Below are 17,124 nucleotides of genomic sequence, written 5' to 3'. Positions count from 1 at the left end.
CAAATGACTCAACATAAAAATTTTCTATTTGATTGGTTAGACAAACTTAGTCACGACCTGCGTTGGCCAATGCCGCGATTGCTTCATGATGTTGCCACCATGATTTTTGGTTTGATGAAACGTTATTCGTATAAGGATTAAATGAACGAAAGAAACCCTGGCTAGTGTTGTTGTCCCAGATAGGTTTGTTGATGGTTTGTCTTATAATTGTTTTTGCTAAAGTGTCGTAATTCTCACGCTCCTTAGCAGAAATAAACTCCCATTTTGATGCTCTAAATAAGGTCGCAGCAAGCTGAAAACTGTGTCCTGGTTAGACATCGGGACATTGAGCACCATCTTGCACCACGCAAGGCTTCCAGTTTTTTGAAAAAGAAATGTTAGGCCAGCCTAACTGCTCAGACCATAAATATTTGGCTGCCAAAGATGCATGATCTTGCAGAACTTGTTCATAAAGATCACGATGTTCGCGATCGGCTTCCCATAAATTAATTAAGTAACCTGATAGAGGATAAATAACAGACTGAAAACTCTTCTCTTTAAATCTTACGGAATGCTCTAAATCGTAGTTCATAACAAAACCCTGCTCAAGTGGATCTTGAAAACGTTTTACATAGCTTTTATGCAACTCATGTATTTTTGCTAATAGTTTCTCATCTTGCGTCTGGCGATATAATTCAACTAATCCAGTCATGCCGTAAGTTTGTTGCCAAATATCCAAAGATTTTACATGCGCTACTTTACCTGATTCATATGTGGGTAAAAAGTAGTGGCCAACGCCAGTTTCGTTGGCAATAAGATTATCTAGTTGAAAACTTGCCGCTCGCTTAGCAACACTCAAATATTCTTGATTGTATTGTGAAGCATAAGCCAAAGCATAAATTAAACGACCAAGTGCTACTGTGTGTATCTTTTCAGATACGCGTTTGCCTTGATTATCTAATTCAGAATAGAACACACCTAAGTCCTTATCCCAGCCGTGTTTAATAAAAAAGGCCAAGTTGGCATCGATTAAAGACGCATAAGATTTATCGAATTGTTTATTGACTGGTTCTGCAAATGCTTTAGAACAACAAAGCAGAATTGCCGACACAAAAAATAGTTTTTTTACCATGGTTGACTTCATTTATGCCCTTTCTACAAATGGTTAGGTGTTGACAGCCATGTATTATGAGGTAGCGTGGACCTAGGCTTAATCTAGGTTCAAAATATGCGATTCAGCGAGAAAGAAAGCGATTAAACTCCTATAATTGGGATACTATACGACAGTTTATTAAGACACTAATTCTACATTAGAAATAGTTAAAGCTGTATCAACATATGCTGGTACAGCCACTATTATGTTAGATTACTCCGCCGTCATAATTAATTGTTTGCCCTGTAAGTCTGCAACTTTCATCTGATGCAAGCCATAGGCATAATTTGGCAATGTCTTTGGGTTGTAAGTGAGTTTTGAGGCATTGTCTATCAAGATAGCTTTTGAGTTTCTGCGGATATTGGCTAGCTTTTTCAAGTTGACGTTCGGTTAAAACCCAGCCAGGTGCTATTGAGTTGACTCTAATGTTGTCGTGTCCTAATTCTCGTGCTAACGACTTGGTCATTCCCATAACAGCAGACTTCATGGTGGTATAGACTGATACGCCTTCCGCGCCCATCATCCACGAAATAGAGCCAAGATTTATGATAGCTCCCTGTTGTTTGGCTTGCATACTTGTCGCAACTTGTTGAGTTAAAAAATATTGATGTTTCAAATTAACAGCGACTCTATCATCCCAGTATTCAGGGGTTACTGAACCGAGCGAATGAGCTTCGTCGTGCCCAGCGTTATTCACTAGAACGTTAAATTCACCACATTGTTCTATTAATTTGTTGACTGCCATCCTCGTTTTTTGGCTATCACGAAGATCGCATATCTGGAAAATCGGAGTCACCCCTGTTTCTTCATATACAGTTTGAGCAAGTTGTTGGCTGGCCTGATGATTAACATCAAGAAAAGCGACGACTGCGCTTTGTTGACAAAAATGCTTCACAATAGCAGCGCCTATGCCACCGGCCCCCCCAGAAACGAGTACCGTTTTATCTTTTAGATCAGAATAAGTGGTTGTCATATTCTCATTTCCTCAACCCGCAAATGAATTAATAGGCACACCTTTGATACCTGTTTCAACCGCAAATACCGATCCTGATAAAGGTGATTCCGAAAGCGCTTCTGATGACAGCCTAATTCGTGCGGAGGTAATATATAGGGTAGATAGATCTTTGCCGCCAAAAGCGCAACTTGTTGGTCTGGGAACAGGTAGGTCAATCACTCGGTCTATGACCCCATATTGGTCAAACCTTACCACTCGCCAACCATCCCATATGGCACTCCATACACCGCCTTCCATGTCCACGGTCAATCCGTCTGGAGAGCCCTCCTCATCACGAAGTTGAGCAAAAACTTGCCTATTTGATAAGAGGCCTGACGATAGCTCAAAGTCAAAAACGTAGATGGTTTTTTCGCCTGAGTCAGTCAAATACATCTTGGTAGAGTCTGCATTCCACCCAATACCATTGGATATGTGTAAATCAGACAATACTTTGGTTAGCTTACCGTTTTCTTCCAAACAATATAACGCGCCTTTACCCGGTGAAGCATCAAGTGCTAATGTGCCTGCCCAGAAGCGTCCTTTTGCATCGCACTTTCCGTCATTGAAGCGGCACCCCTCTATATCGCTTGGGGTTGCCAGAGGTAGCATTGCACCTGTGGATAAATCTACTGTGCGGTAACCAAACTGGGTTACCGCCACGTGACCTCCACGTCGCCTAGGTACCATTGCTCCAACAATTTCAGGTAGATGAATGGTTTTGTCTTCACCGGTTTCTGGGTTAGAAATGTGCGCTGCAGGTTCAAGAATATCTACCCACTCCAAGCGTTGAAGCTCGTCGTTCCAGTGGGGCCCTTCACCAAGAAAAGACTCTGATGCAACAACGCATTCCCAATTATTGTTTCCCGATTTAGTTGGCTGGCGTTTAGTGGCAATCGACATGAAACTCTCTCCAACGTGTCCAGAAATTCTTCTTGCAGCTTCTATTACTTCACGACCTAAACTGTGCAGTCGCTCTTGAGTTAAGCTATAGGTGCCACCGGCTATGGATACTGAACCGATGGGTTTCCCAGCGTTATCCAGAATTGGGGCGGCAACAGAGTTGACGCCGACAAATTGTTCTTCAACAGAAATAGCGTACCCCCTTGCTTTGACAAGGTCTAAATGCCGCATAAATTCGGCTTCATTAATAATGGTATTTGCGGTGAAACGTTCCAATGGGCAGTTCACCATCGCTGAGCTAAAGTCACTGGGTGACAAGTGAGCTAACATCGATTTGCCCATCGCACTAGCATGCAGTTGCAACTTTTTACCTACGCCTAATTCTAATCTCAGTGGGTTCATGGTTTCTTTTTGGTCGATGATGAGAATACTGTTGTCTTCAAACACGCCTAAACGAGAGGTTTCATTGGAAAGCTTCTGCAGCCTTATGAGTTCTGGCTCTGCAGCGCCTCGCAGGTCAAAGTCATTCCAAACTTTGTGCGCCATTTCAAACAATCTTGTACCTAAAGTATAGGTTTGTTCAGCGTCGACTCTAACAAGCCTAAATTCAATCAAAGCCTGAAGAATACGATGAAGCGTGCCTTTAGGCTGACCAGATAATTCCATCAATTGACTGAAACGAACGGAGGAAGGCGCTTCAGCAATTATTTTCAATATAGATAGGCCTTTCCATAAAGCTTGCGTGCCGGGTACAGGCACTTTTTTTTGTACGTTGCAAGGAGACACGCCAAGTGCATCTCCCCAAGCATCTCTTTCATCTTTCATCTTATTGTTGCCATTTGTGTAGTGCATTGAAGACATTATCTCTTTATTACCTCGCTTTAGCAAAGTTGGGCATAGGCTATTAATAATGGTTCCATATATTGGAATAATAGTCCAATATAATTTATAGTAAATGTAATTTCACATAAATAAGGATTGAAAATGAAAATAGTTAACGTAAAAAGATGGCTAATCCGGATGCCTTTTAAAGAGAATATTTTATGGGCATCAGGCCGTAGGATAGGCACCACCCGTCTTATTGTTAAAATTGAAACTGATGAAGGTGTTGTCGGCTGGGGTGAGTCGATCTGTTTGATAGATACTGTACTCGCGGTATTCGATAAAGTCGTGGCGCCACTAGCTAAAGGTTATGCTGTTTGCGACGTCGAAAAGTTTACCCGCCATATCCTTGGTGCCGGCTATTACCATCATAAACGTGCAGCTGTGATGGCGAGCTCAGCGATGGAAATGGCTATGTGGGATGCGTATGGACGGATGCTACAACAGCCTTTACATAAATTGTGGGGCGGCGCGTGGCGCAAGCAGATCCCTGCATCTGCCTACCTGTTTTTACCTGAACCACAGGCTGTGTCTGATAAAGCAAAATACTTTATGGACAAAGGCTACACGTCATTTAAGGCTAAAATAGGGTTTGACGCACATACTGATATCGTGGTGACAGAAGCGGTTCGGACAGCCATTGGAGATTATGAATTACGAGTCGATGTGAATGGTGCTTGGACACCAGGCACAGCCAGTAGAATGCTCTATAAACTTAAAGACTACGATCTCTCCTATGTTGAGCAGCCGTTGCAATTAGATGACTTAATTGGTCATGCCAAACTGCGAGAAAGCCAGCATATCCCAATTGCACTGGATGAAAGCGCCTATACACTTGAAGATATAGTGAATATAGTCCGAATGGAAGCTGCAGATGTGCTGTTGCTTGATCCTCAAGAAGCTGGAGGTTGCTGGCAAACAATCAAAGCGGCAGCAATTGCTGAAGCTGTAGGTATCCCCTTATCATTGCATAGTGGCGGCGAAATGAGTATTGCTCAGGCCGCTTATCTGCATTTAGCAGCATCTATTCCAAACCTGACGATCTCTATCGATACCGAGCGAGACTATCTTGCAGGCGATATCGTTGCCAATCCGCTGACCATTAATGATGGAGCATATACAGTGCCCGAAGAGCCGGGGTTAGGTGTCGAACCTATCGAAGAGAAAATAGAACAATATCAAGTGGCAGAAATTTCCGGGGCATATCTTGATTCAGAAAAGCCTAACTGGTTTCCTGTTAAGCCTTCCTTTTAAAAATTCAAGAATTAAATGGAACCTTTTTCCATATTGTGGTCTTTTCTGTTGAAACAATGTTTCAAATGTTATAGCCTTGTAAAAAAACGAGGTTGACACCATTACCACCACGCACTTTATAAGGGCGTGAAAATAAATTGGGGATCAAAACATGAAAAAATTTATTCATAGCACTTATAAAATGCAAGTAGTTGCATCATCTGTACTCATTGCCTTAGCCAATACTGCATCTGCTCAGGATGCGTTATCAAAGAATGATGCGAGTGACGATGTAGAAGTTATTCAAGTCAAAGGTATACGAAGCAGTTTGGAAAATGCGGCTGCGAGAAAACGGGACTCTGCTCAATTCATTGATGCAATAGTCGCTGAAGATATAGGTAAATTACCTGATAACAACGTAGCTGAGTCTTTGCAGAGGGTGTCTGGCGTTCAGATCCGTCGTACTGCAGGCGAAGGTTCCAGTGTGTCTATACGTGGTATAAGAGAAAATCGTGTCGAAATCAATGGTAGAACACTCGTCAGCCCCTATGGTCGGGGTATCGATAATTCTAGTGGCGGTGGTGGTAATCAAGATGTGCTGCGTTTCTTGCCTGCAGAAGTGATCAGTGCTCTAGAAGTAAGCAAACAGCTTTCGGCTAACCAAATAGATGGTTCATTAGGCGGTACTATTAATGTTGAGACACGTCGTCCTTTAGCTAATCCTGGTTTTCACGCCTCAATAGGTGTGGACGCGCTCTACGATGACCTAGGTGAAGATACCACGGGGAAAGCGTCATTTATGGTTTCCAATACCTTTGCTGATGACTCGTTTGGGGTTCAGCTTAGTGGGATAACGGGGAGCCGTAATACAACAGAAGATAAGTTTTGGAATTTTGGCCGTTGGGTGCCTATTGCTGATACCGATCCAAATGGAGATGGTATTCCGGCTTTTCGGATGGGTGATTTACGTTATCAAACGGCACAAGATGAGCGTGACGATATGGCCCTGAATTTGCTGGCTGAATATGCAGTGAGTGATGCATCTAAGGTGTATTTTGAAGTGTTTTACACCGACTCTGATAATCAGAATAGTCGTGACTGGCTGTCTGTTCCTACATCCGGGAATTTAGATGCATACAATGGAACAGCTGTTTTTTCTGCTAACGATAGTTTGGTTGCTGGAACCTTAAATTCAGTTGTACAAGGTAACGCCGTACATGCGAAATTCCAATCAGAGTCTATTCAATATGCTCTCGGCGGAGAATTTTGGTTATCTGACAACCTTGGCATGAATGCAGAGGTATCTTACTCAAAAGCTGAGCTCACAGAAGATCAACAGTTTATGCGGGCGCAGACAACCGACACCTATGAAGCTAGTTTTGATTTTAGGGACGGGGACTTTGCTAGCTTGTCGCTACCATCCGATGTTAATTTCCAAGATCCAAGTTTGTATGTTTACACTGTAGGTTTTGACCGTATTTGGTTTTTTAAATCAGAGGAGACTGCGGCTAAGATTGACTTTGACTATAGGTTAGATCATGACTTTTTTGAGTCTGTCGAATTTGGTGCTCGTTGGTCTGATGTCACCTCTAGCAGAGACTTTTTGAATAATGTGCCCGGACCTGGTATTAATGCGGCTGACTCTAGCGTTGCCAGTTTGGCATTACCTGTTAATAGAGGCGGGATATTGGGCGACGCAGACGGCATTAGTTTTCCTAGTCAATTTTTGGTGCCAGACACATCTGGTGGTCGCGGATTTTGTGATTTATATGTACCTGGCTGTGAAGGCCCTCAACGCAGCCCCGCAGGTTTTTATGAAGTAGACGATACAATTATGTCTGCTTATGTAAAGGTTAATTTTTTTGCTGAAATTGGTGATATGCCTTTATCGGGTAACTTTGGTTTACGTTATAGTGATACTGAAACCACAGTGAATAATACTGCGACTTTGAGCACCGATGATGGTTCTCAATTAATTCCACAGAGTATCGAAAGTAACTATTCAGATGTATTGCCCAATGTGGTGGCCAAACTTGAAGTGAGCGATGGTTTGTTCGTGCGTTTTGGATACTCCGAAGTGGTTGCGCGTCCTAATACCCGAGATTTGGCGATCGCATTAGAGGTGGATGATAAAGAGCAGTCAGCCAGCGCAGGTAATCCAAACTTGGAACCATTCAGAGCTAACCAGATAGATTTTTCTTTGGAGTGGTACGGTGAAGATCAGCAATCAGCTTCGGTTGGGGTATTTTTTAAAGATGTTGATTCTTTCATTATCACCGCTTCAGAAAGTGAAATATTACCAGGGTTTGGTTCAGAGCCTTTCCTTGTCCAGCGTCAGTTCAATGGTGAGGGGGGCGATGTACAAGGCATAGAACTGTCGTATCAGCAACCTTTTACCTTTTTACCCGAGCCATTCGATGGATTCGGTATGTTAGTTAACTATTCCTACACCGACAGTTCAACACCATTAGTTAATTCTCGCACAGGTAAGGAACTGCCTTTGCCTGGTTTGTCTGAAAATAATGTCAACATTGTGACCTATTTTGAGAACGATAAGATAAGCGCACGCTTGGCTTACAACTGGCGTGATGAGTTCGTTGACTCCATTGGATCTGGCGCTGCCGCTGCTTTCATTGATGCCTTCGCATCCTTTGATGCGTCATTCCGCTACAACATCACTGAAGACCTTTCGGTTGATTTGGAAGCAGTTAATTTATTCAATTCTGCTGAAGAGCGATACGTAGGTACTGAAGATGCAAGGTGGCAGTGGGCTGTTACTGGCACCCGCTACACAGTTGGTGTGCGTTACAACTTCTAGTGATTGAATTTGTCGACCCTACTGCATATAGGGTCGCATAAACATTAAGGCTGAAAAACGTGAAAGACTCTTTTGTCGCCCTCGATTGGGGAACGACTAAATTGCAAGCTTATTGGTTTGCACAAGATGGCCAAGTGCTTGGTACTAAAAAGTATTCAGCCGGAATAGGGCATATTGAAAGACACCAAATTGAAGCAACGGTTTTAGATATTAAGCGCCGTTGGCAAGCCAGCATTGTATATGCAAGTGGCATGATTGGTTCTGCATTAGGTTGGGAGGTTGTGCCATATCAAACCAGTCCTGCCAGTTTAGCTGATTTGTCAGCCTCTTTAGTCACTAGTGAAATTTCAGGTATGCGGTGTTTTCTGGTACCGGGTCTGAAATGCCGCTCTGCTTATGATTCAGCGGAAGTTATGCGTGGTGAAGAGCTAGAAGTTTTTGGTTGGTTAGGTATGCCAGAGTGTCGAGGCGGGGAAAATCTAATTTGTTTACCCGGTACTCACACTAAATGGGTGGTAACACAAGATGAGCATATTCAACACTTTCATACTGCACTTAGCAGTGAGTTATATGATTGCCTGGCAAAACATAGCGTGTTGCGAGGGCAGCTACAGCATCCCTCTTCACCGTCTAATGCGTTTTTGAATGGGGTGAAAGATGCGACAAGTAAAGGCCAAGGATTGACCAGACTTTTATTTGGTGTGCGTGCCAAGCAGTTGATGAACGACATGGAAGAAAGTGATGCTTCTTCCTACTGCCGAGGCCTGCTTATCGGTCATGAGTTGGCAGATGCGATGAGCAGCAATCAACCCTCAAATCAGGATCATAGTATTCCAGTTATCGGTAACGAGTTTTTAGCACAACTCTATATCTCTGCATTGGAATATTTGGGTTATGCAGCTCACCATGTGTCCGCTGAAAAAGCGTTACAGCAAAGTTATTATGCACTAAATTTATTACGCGGAGAACGAGATGACTAACATTATTGAAAATGCGTTTGATGAATGCCCTATTATCGGCATTATTCGCGGCTCAAAACCGTCTGAAATCGTCGCTATTGGTGAAGCCTTGTTTGAATCGGGGATTAGGATCATGGAAGTACCGCTTAATTCACCTTCTCCTGTTGAGAGTATTCAACGCTTGATTGAAGCTATGGGTGACAAAATGGTCATCGGCGCAGGTACGGTGTTAAGCGTACAAGATGTCGATGATGTCGTTAAGGTTGGAGGGCAAATTTGTGTCTCTCCCAATACCGATCAGGCGGTCATTAAAGCCTGTGTTGATAAGGGTGTTGAGGCTTTCCCAGGATACCAAACCCCTAGTGAAGCCTTTTCTGCCATACAAGCTGGCGCAACCTGGTTGAAGTGTTTTCCAGCGGGAAGTTTGGGGCCAAGTGGCATATCTTCTTTACGTGATGTGATCCCTGCACATATTAGGCTTATTGCGGTGGGTGGTGTGTCGGCGGGAAATGTCGCGGATTATATGCGTGCTGGCTGTAATGGCATTGGCATGGCGGGGTCGCTTTATAAACCGGGGTATACAGCTAAACAGGTTGGGCAAGCTGCGCGGCAAATGGTGGTGGCTATGGAACATTGGCAAGCAGGACAAGTCCAATGAGTCTATACGATTACATAGTATTTGGCATATATATTTTAGGTATGGTCGCAGTAGCGATTGTATTTTATAAAAAAAATAAAAACTTTAAGGATATGTTCGCGGCAGGTGGAGAATCGCCTTGGTGGGTGTCTGGCTTAAGCAGTTACATGACTTTGTTCTCAGCAGGCACATTTGTTGTTTGGGGAGGGTTGGCCTACAAGCATGGATTGGTTGCCATTTCTATTAACATGGCCAGTGGTTGTGCGGCATTACTGGTAGGTTTTTTCATTGCGGGAAAATGGAAAATGCTAAAAATAGCCACGCCTGCCGAATATATTCAGATACGTTTTGGCAAAATGGCTGAGCGTTACTATACGTGGATGTTGATGTTCGTGCGCATTATTGGTTCTGCTGTGGCGCTATATGCTTTGTCGACTATTTTACATCCGCTCATGCCCGAAAACAGCATCAGTGCGAATGACATTATCTTAATTTGTGGGCTGGTTATCGTTATTTACACCATAGTGGGTGGGCTATGGGCAGTGCTGATGACCGATGTTTTACAGTTTATTGTGCTGAGTATCTCTGTGCTATTTACCGTATGGCTGGCATTTGATCATGTGGATAGCATGCAGGACTTTGTTGCTAGAGTGCCCGAGACATTTTTGAATTGGACGTCTGCTGGTTATACATGGTATTTCCTCTTTGGCTGGATGATTATCCATTTATTTATGTTGGGCGCTGAATGGGCCTTTGTACAACGGTTTTTATCAGTTCCCAGTCGCAAAGATGCAAAAAAATCGGCCTTACTTTTTGGTGCTCTTTACGTTGTTAGCCCTGCTATTTGGTTGCTTCCCGCCATGCTGTACCGCAGTATTAATGCTGATGCCGACCCTGAACAAGCTTACATACTGATGAGTCAATCTTTATTACCATTGGGTATGCTGGGGTTGGTAGCCGCCGCCATGTTTTCGGCCACGGCCAGTATGGTGAGTTCACAAATCAACGTTTTCGCAGGTGTCTTAACAGACAATATCTATTTGCACTGGCTTAGACCAAAGGCTAACGATCAAGAGGCGCTTTGGGCTGGTCGAATGACGGCGGCTGTGTTGGGTGTTGTGATTGTGATGTTAGCGGCTGCTATTCCCTATCTAGGGGGAGCCGAAACGGTTGTGTTTAGTATGATGAGTTTGTTTATCAGCCCTCTTTTTGCGCCTGCTCTTTGGGGTTTATTCAGTGCGCGGATCAGCGGCTCTGCTGTATGGTTTACTGCAGGTTCGGCAGCGATTGTTGGGTATATATTAAAATTTGCTTTGGCTACTGAGGGCAGTTTAGCTCATGTCAGTTGGTTATCGAACGTGGCGCAATGGAGTCAAGCCAATAGCAAAATGATGGATATTTACGCTGGCGTGGTAACTCCTTTAGTTGTGCTGTGCATCGCAGAGTTAGTTGGCTACTTACAAGAATATCGCGCTAAAGGCTGGCTAGAACTGCAACCTCAAGATAACCAAGAGTCTGCGCCAGTATCGGCTGATAATTACTTACCTTTGTTTATTGTTACCATTTCAATCTGGGCTTGCGCAGCCATCACCGCAGTATTAACGGCTCTAAACCAGCAAAACCAAAGCGCTTTATTCGTGCTTACCTTGATTTTGCTGATCATTGCCTCTTGGCTTACCGTGGTGTTGCGCCGACCAGGATTTAAGCCAGTGTTAGCAGAGGGTGAAAAATGAAAATACTTAACTCAATACTACTGATATTACCGATGCTGAGTTGTGTGGCGCAGTCAACAACACATAAAGTGATGCAGCAAGATAAACATACTCAGCCTAATATTGTGTTTATTTTCGCCGACGATCTCAGAGCTGACACGCTAGGAATAGTGGATGAAAAAATTCATACACCAAACTTGGACGCATTAGCCAAAAAGGCAAGGGTGTTTAATAATGCCTTTAGTGTATTAGCAGTGTGCAGCCCTAGCAGGGCGACTATTTTAACAGGGCGTTATCCGTCATCCCACGGTGTGACTACCTATGGCGACACACCTATTCGGCCAGGCAATCCTTCTTTTGTTAGCGCCCTTAAAAAAGCAGGTTATCAAACTGCTGTAACCGGTAAATGGCATTTAGGCAATGAGCCAAAGGAGCTGGGCTTTGATGTGGCTGATATCTTTCATAGTAATGGTCCCTGGTATGGACGAGAGGTAATAGAAAATGGCCAACATAAAATTTATCCAGGATTTATTGAAACTTGGTCGGTAGACCGCTCAGTGGATTTTATTGAGCAAGCGTCAAAGAAAAAATCCCCCTTTTTTCTCTGGTACAACACGCAAGTGCCACATATGGATGATAAGTTCTCCTGGCCTGCTACAGAACAGGCCATGGCGTATTATGATCAAGATACCGTGCCTTTACCCGTTTCTTATCCTCCTGATCACCGAGCCACCGGAAAACCTCCTTATTTAAAACATTCAAGAAGTTATACCCGCGCTATGGATGTTTATGGCTACAAAGATGAAAACAAACTACGGGCGCATATTCATGATTATTACGCAGCCGTTACAGACATGGACAAAGAAATAGGCCGTCTACTCAATAAACTCGATATTCTTGGTTTGTCTGATAATACCATAGTGATCTTTATGTCTGACAACGGCTGGTTTCTCGGCGAACATGGCTTAACCAGTAAAGTATTGGCATACAAGGCATCTATGCAGGTGCCACTATTTATATCAGGTAAAGGCATTGAGCCGAGTGTGCGTGATGAATTGGTGATAAACACCGATATGGCTCCTTTTATTCTTGATTTAGCCGGAGTGTCTGTTAATTACCGGCTAGATGGGCGCTCGCTAACACCTTTGCTGGGCGCTGAAAAAAGCAAATGGAGAAACGCTTTTTACTATGAATCACCGACTCCTCAGTTGGTGCCTAGGAGCTTTTTTGCCATCAGGGATGAGCAATATTTATATATCGAAACTTTCATTGATAACACGGCTAAGCAACCTGAGTTTATAGAGTTGTACGACGTTAAAAATGATCCCTATGAACTGAAAAATCTCGCCATAACTGGTCAAAACAAAACACTGCTTGCGCATTATGCTGAGCAGCTGAAACGTGCTCGACTAGACCTTGGTACCCTACAATAATTCCGGAGAGAGTGAGATGAAAACCCAGAAACCATGCAGGAGAAGCATATCAAAACGTGCCGTTTTGAGCTCTTGTGTCGCATTACTATATTCCACAACCAATATATTGGCAGCGGAATATACGCTGCAACCTGAAGCAACCAAACAGACCATCTTGGGCCTAGGGGTTGAACTGCAATCCGATAGCATAGGCTCAGGTAACAATGGTTTACCTGAGCAGCAAACCGGTATTCCCCATGATTTAATCAAATCTGAGCGTGAGCGTTTTAACAATGATTTGTTGCAGGGTTTTCGCTATGCGCGAGTCGCCATGGGTCTTTATTATCGAGGTCTGACCTATGATGAAAAAAACCTGGCCGAGCGTTATCCGGGACAATTAGAAGAATTACGTTCCACCATTATGGATTCTGGCATGGAAGGGGCGTCGGCTGAGTATTGGTCTCCGCCGCCCTTTTGGAAAGAAAATGGTGATTACATTGGCGGCACAATTGACAACGAAATTAATTATGCTGACTTTGCCACAGCAGTAGTCAAAGATATCAAACATTTTGAAGACGGCGGTATTCCGATGATCCGCTGGAGCATTCAAAATGAGCCCTTCACCAATAATAATCGCTATTCAAATGCGTTTTATGAGAATGATGGGGTGCGTTATCGTGATGCTTATAAAGCCACTGCCACGGCAGTAAGAGAATATAACCCGAATATCTGGATCCATGCAGACAGTGGGCATGGTCAGCACAGCTCTCGTGTGCAGTTATTTCATGATGATCCGTCAATGTTAGAGCTTGTGGATGGTTGGAGTCATCACCGTATTGGCGCTAACTCCAATCTGCAAATCAATCAGGCAGATTTATTCAACAGTGACGCCCATGGTAAGCCTGTTTATAACAATGAATATGAATACCTAGACGGCAAAACCAGTATTCCAAGAATGATCAATACCGCGCAATCTATTATGAACTGGATGACCTTTGTTGACTCGCCAACTTGGTATTGGTTGCATGCACTCAAGCCCAGTTATAATTCTGAATCTGAAGGATATGGCTTGGGGTTATGGCGACCGGGTGACGATGATAATTTCGAAAAATACGCACATATTAAGCAGCACCACTACGATTATCTGACCACCAACTTTCATGCAATGGCCGGCTTTTTGCGTTATATGCCATGGAATTCAGTAAGATTTGAAGTAGAGGAAGATACGGTTCGCCTTGACCAACGGATCATGGCTTGGATAACACCACAAGGACAAAAAGTCTTCGCTTTGACCAACCGAGGCGCAGAGCCTTTTACCTTTGAGATCGATATTAGCGATACCCAAGGTCAATTTAGTGGTCACCGATATGATGTGGATGTTCGTGATGAATATTTAGGCACAGTGAATGGTAATACCGTGTCTATCACTTTACCTTCCATGTCGATTGAATATTGGGTGGAGGAAAGTCCAGCGAGCGCAAAAGTGTCGCTGACTGCTATGACCCCTGATATATGTGAAAATGTCAGGAACACTGCCGCTGAATGTACAGGCCGCCCTATGGGATTATTTAGAGTGGTACGAGCAGGTGATGTGTCTAGCGCACTGACTGTGCCTTTAGTGAATCGCAGTTCTGCCAAGCTGGGAGAAGACGTACGGTCTTTCCCTATGCATGTCAATTTTGCCCCTGGTCAACGCACGTCTATGGTAAGAGTGATACCTATGGATGACACTGAGGGTGAAGTGACCGAAGAGGTGGCCTTAGAAGTTGGACTCTCACCAGACTATCAACTCACCGCTAATAGCCGCGCCGTTATACGCGTGCATGACGATGGCGACAAAGTGGCCAATTGGGTAGGGGTTTATCCGGTTTCTGAATTGGCGGAGCCAAATCAGTCAGGTGCCGTTGAAATACGTCGCAGCGGTGATCTTTCTGCGGAGTTAACCGTTAACCTGCAATATTCAGGACCCGCAGTACAGGGGATTGATTATATTGCTGGCCCCACTAATGTGACGTTTACAGCAGGGCAAGAAGTGGTACCCGTGCAACTGACGGTGCTGGATGATCCTAATGTGGATCCTAAAGATTTTGTGACTGTCGCGTTGTTACCAAGTGAGGATTATTACGTGGGTAGCCCTATCAGCACGTTAAAAATTGCTGATGATGAGAAACCCTTTGAGGTGGTGGTGGATAACACAGAAGTGGCATCTGCCGACATTATCGGTGACTGGGCCACTAGCTCTTTTTCTTCTGATCGAATAGGTGAAAATTATTTTCATGATAAGAAAAGGGATAAGGGCACTAAATCTGTGACTTATCGGCCTAATTTACCCTCAGCAAATGATTGGCAGGTGGCGGTCTTTTTTGCAGACGGTAACGACAGAGCGGTTGATGTACCTGTGACCATCAACCATGCAAATGGATCAGACACAGTGCTGGTGGATATGACTGACGGGAAAGATTGGTTTGAACTGGGGCAGTACAGTTTTCTTAATGATGGCAGTACATCTGTCACCATTAGCAACGACTCTTCTGCTGGATTTGTGATTGCAGATGCTATCCGTTTTCAAGATACCGGCACCACTATTGATAATACTGATCCTAAGGTCACTGTGAATGGAGATTGGAACACCAGCAGTTTCTCCAGTGATCGCATTGGTAATGATTATTTGCATGATCGTGACAAACCTAAAGGTGCGCTTAGTGTCGACTATGCTTGGACAGCGCCAAAAGCTGGGGTTTATCTGGCGTATGTTTACTATAACAGCACCAGCAATCGTGCTTCGAATGTCCCTGTCACTGTTACCACGGCTAGCGGCAGCACGCAATTTACTGTTAACCAATTAGAGGATGGCGGGAGTTGGGTGTTGCTGGATGGATTTCAGCTTGCTGAAGACGAAGCAACCACCATCACTATTAGCAACGCAGGTACCAATGAAATAGTAGTGGCAGATGCAGTTCGCTGGATAGCGTCGGGCAGTAACGAGTAATAAACGTGGAGGCACTTAAGTGCCTCTTCTTCAGATGAATGAAAGGAACAAAAAATGAAGTTTATAATAAAGAGAGTAATACTAGCAGGCTTGGTGATATTCGGCCTATTATCAACCACTGCCCATGCCACATTGATGACGCAGGATATATCATTAAATGGGGCTGTTATTGGTGGCTTGCAATATGACGCTGCCAATAGTCAACTTGCCAGCGGTTTGGTGTTTGCCTCGGATGATCCTTGGTTTTCTCTCGAATTTACTATTGACGGTATTTTTCAGGATGAGTCTTATGATTCTTTTGGCTTGCCAAGTTTTACTTTTGATGTTGCCGACTTGATGGCTGGGGTCATTGGGATCAATTTCGAAAGTCCCGACTTTGCCATATTTGCTACCGATGTCCTTGATGCTAACTTTGACTTTGTAGGCTCTCTGTCCTTTGGTTCTCCAACGTTAGTCGATGTGGTATCAGAGCCCTATATATTCAGTATTTTTCTACTAGGTTTAGTCGCCGTGTTTAATCGCCGTTATTCAATTAAATAACAACGCTTGATGCGTTTATCCCTATGCCACCTCAAATGCATGGGGATAAACGGGTCTATCGAAATTACATTCTGCGATGATCATTAAAAGCTGCTGCTTTGTATTCTCTTGGTGTGACGGCCATCACTCGATGAAACTCTTTCGTCATATAACTTTGATCACAAAACCCACAAATGTTGGCAATCTCAGAGATAGGCAAGTCGGTCGAAAGGAGTTTTTGACAAGCCAGGCTTAAACGTAATTTTTTGATGAACTTAGCTGGGCTATCATTAAAGTGTTTTTTAAATTTTCTCTCAAAAGTACTGACTGACATATGTACCAAACAGGCTAAAGTGTCGGTTAAAATAGGTCTGTTGATATGGCTTCTTATATGCTCAATGGCTGGCATCATGTTAGCAAATGGTAATGTCGAAGGTTCTGTATCTTGAAACTTACGAGTGGTACCGCAACTGCCTATGACAACCCCCTCTGTACCTTTGATTGGGCGCTTGTTGGTGATATGCCAAGCAATAGAATGATCGCTTTGACAGACTAATTCTATTCGGTTAGTAATACATTTGCCTTGTAACACTGTGTCATCATCGGCGTTCCAATGCCTCGCAATAAATTCTGGTGCGATTTCGAAATCTGTTCTCCCTAAAATTTTTGAATCATCAGAAACGAGGTAATTTTGTAAAAAAAATTTGTTTATCGCGATATATATCCCATCACGGTTCTTAATCCAAAATTGCACATCAGGAACACTATCATACAAAGCGATAAGTTCCCGAACTACGGAGTTTTCAATTATTTCATCTAATTTCACTTTTTAATAAAACTCCATTTGTCAATTTACAAAGCTCTTAACGGTCTTGAATGTTAGTAGTAAATGACTGAAATGTTATAAATACCATCAGTTATGTTACATATTTTAAGC

Annotated in this window: 12 protein-coding genes; 8 read left to right on the top strand and 4 right to left on the bottom strand. The window is 43.5% G+C overall.

Going from position 1 to position 17,124, the window contains the following annotated elements:
• Positions 1 to 310: 310 nt before the first annotated feature.
• From KO534_RS19655 to KO534_RS19645, 3 genes are all read right to left on the bottom strand, one after another.
• Positions 311 to 1,123, bottom strand: a complete 813-nt coding sequence (locus KO534_RS19655) for a hypothetical protein (protein WP_215932424.1) — start codon at positions 1,121 to 1,123, stop codon at positions 311 to 313.
• A gap of 217 nt (positions 1,124 to 1,340) precedes the next feature.
• Entirely contained in the window at positions 1,341 to 2,105 is a 765-nt protein-coding gene (locus tag KO534_RS19650; RefSeq protein ID WP_215932422.1) for an SDR family NAD(P)-dependent oxidoreductase, read from the bottom strand.
• A gap of 12 nt (positions 2,106 to 2,117) precedes the next feature.
• The gene (locus tag KO534_RS19645) at positions 2,118 to 3,851 is read right to left on the bottom strand and encodes an SMP-30/gluconolactonase/LRE family protein (RefSeq protein ID WP_215932420.1); all 1,734 of its coding nucleotides are present in this window, start codon (positions 3,849 to 3,851) and stop codon (positions 2,118 to 2,120) included.
• Between the two features lie 159 nt (positions 3,852 to 4,010).
• On the opposite strand from KO534_RS19645, the gene KO534_RS19640 reads away from it, so the two are divergent.
• The 8 genes from KO534_RS19640 to KO534_RS19605 all read left to right on the top strand — a co-directional run bounded on the left by KO534_RS19640 (position 4,011) and on the right by KO534_RS19605 (position 16,208).
• A complete protein-coding gene (locus KO534_RS19640) occupies positions 4,011 to 5,162 on the top strand; it encodes a mandelate racemase/muconate lactonizing enzyme family protein (protein ID WP_215932418.1) in 1,152 nt (383 codons plus the stop codon).
• A 151-nt stretch (positions 5,163 to 5,313) separates the two neighbouring features.
• Complete coding sequence (locus KO534_RS19635) at positions 5,314 to 7,959, top strand: TonB-dependent receptor (RefSeq protein WP_215932416.1); 2,646 nt, start codon at positions 5,314 to 5,316, stop codon at positions 7,957 to 7,959.
• A 59-nt stretch (positions 7,960 to 8,018) separates the two neighbouring features.
• Positions 8,019 to 8,939 carry a 2-dehydro-3-deoxygalactonokinase gene (locus KO534_RS19630; RefSeq protein WP_215932413.1) on the top strand — a complete coding sequence of 307 codons (921 nt, stop codon included), beginning with the start codon at positions 8,019 to 8,021 and terminating at the stop codon, positions 8,937 to 8,939.
• Entirely contained in the window at positions 8,932 to 9,576 is a 645-nt protein-coding gene (locus tag KO534_RS19625; RefSeq protein WP_215932411.1) for a 2-dehydro-3-deoxy-6-phosphogalactonate aldolase, read from the top strand. The genes KO534_RS19630 and KO534_RS19625 overlap by 8 nt, the downstream gene beginning before the upstream one ends.
• A complete protein-coding gene (locus KO534_RS19620; RefSeq protein WP_215932409.1) occupies positions 9,573 to 11,288 on the top strand; it encodes a sodium:solute symporter family transporter in 1,716 nt (571 codons plus the stop codon). The genes KO534_RS19625 and KO534_RS19620 overlap by 4 nt, the downstream gene beginning before the upstream one ends.
• Positions 11,285 to 12,700, top strand: coding sequence for a sulfatase-like hydrolase/transferase (locus tag KO534_RS19615; protein WP_215932406.1), 1,416 nt, complete (start codon positions 11,285 to 11,287; stop codon positions 12,698 to 12,700). The genes KO534_RS19620 and KO534_RS19615 overlap by 4 nt, the downstream gene beginning before the upstream one ends.
• A gap of 16 nt (positions 12,701 to 12,716) precedes the next feature.
• A complete protein-coding gene (locus KO534_RS19610) occupies positions 12,717 to 15,668 on the top strand; it encodes a Calx-beta domain-containing protein (RefSeq protein ID WP_215932404.1) in 2,952 nt (983 codons plus the stop codon).
• A gap of 54 nt (positions 15,669 to 15,722) precedes the next feature.
• A complete protein-coding gene (locus tag KO534_RS19605; protein WP_215932402.1) occupies positions 15,723 to 16,208 on the top strand; it encodes a hypothetical protein in 486 nt (161 codons plus the stop codon).
• 64 nt (positions 16,209 to 16,272) lie between these two features.
• On the opposite strand, the gene KO534_RS19600 is transcribed toward KO534_RS19605, so the two are convergent.
• The gene (locus tag KO534_RS19600) at positions 16,273 to 17,013 is read right to left on the bottom strand and encodes a helix-turn-helix domain-containing protein (protein ID WP_215932400.1); all 741 of its coding nucleotides are present in this window, start codon (positions 17,011 to 17,013) and stop codon (positions 16,273 to 16,275) included.
• Positions 17,014 to 17,124: the final 111 nt, after the last annotated feature.

The sequence above is a fragment of the Paraglaciecola arctica genome (assembly GCF_018861065.1).
Lineage (GTDB): Bacteria > Pseudomonadota > Gammaproteobacteria > Enterobacterales > Alteromonadaceae > Paraglaciecola > Paraglaciecola arctica_B.
Note: the sequence above shows the minus strand (reverse complement) of the source record. Positions and strands in the feature narration are given on the sequence as shown.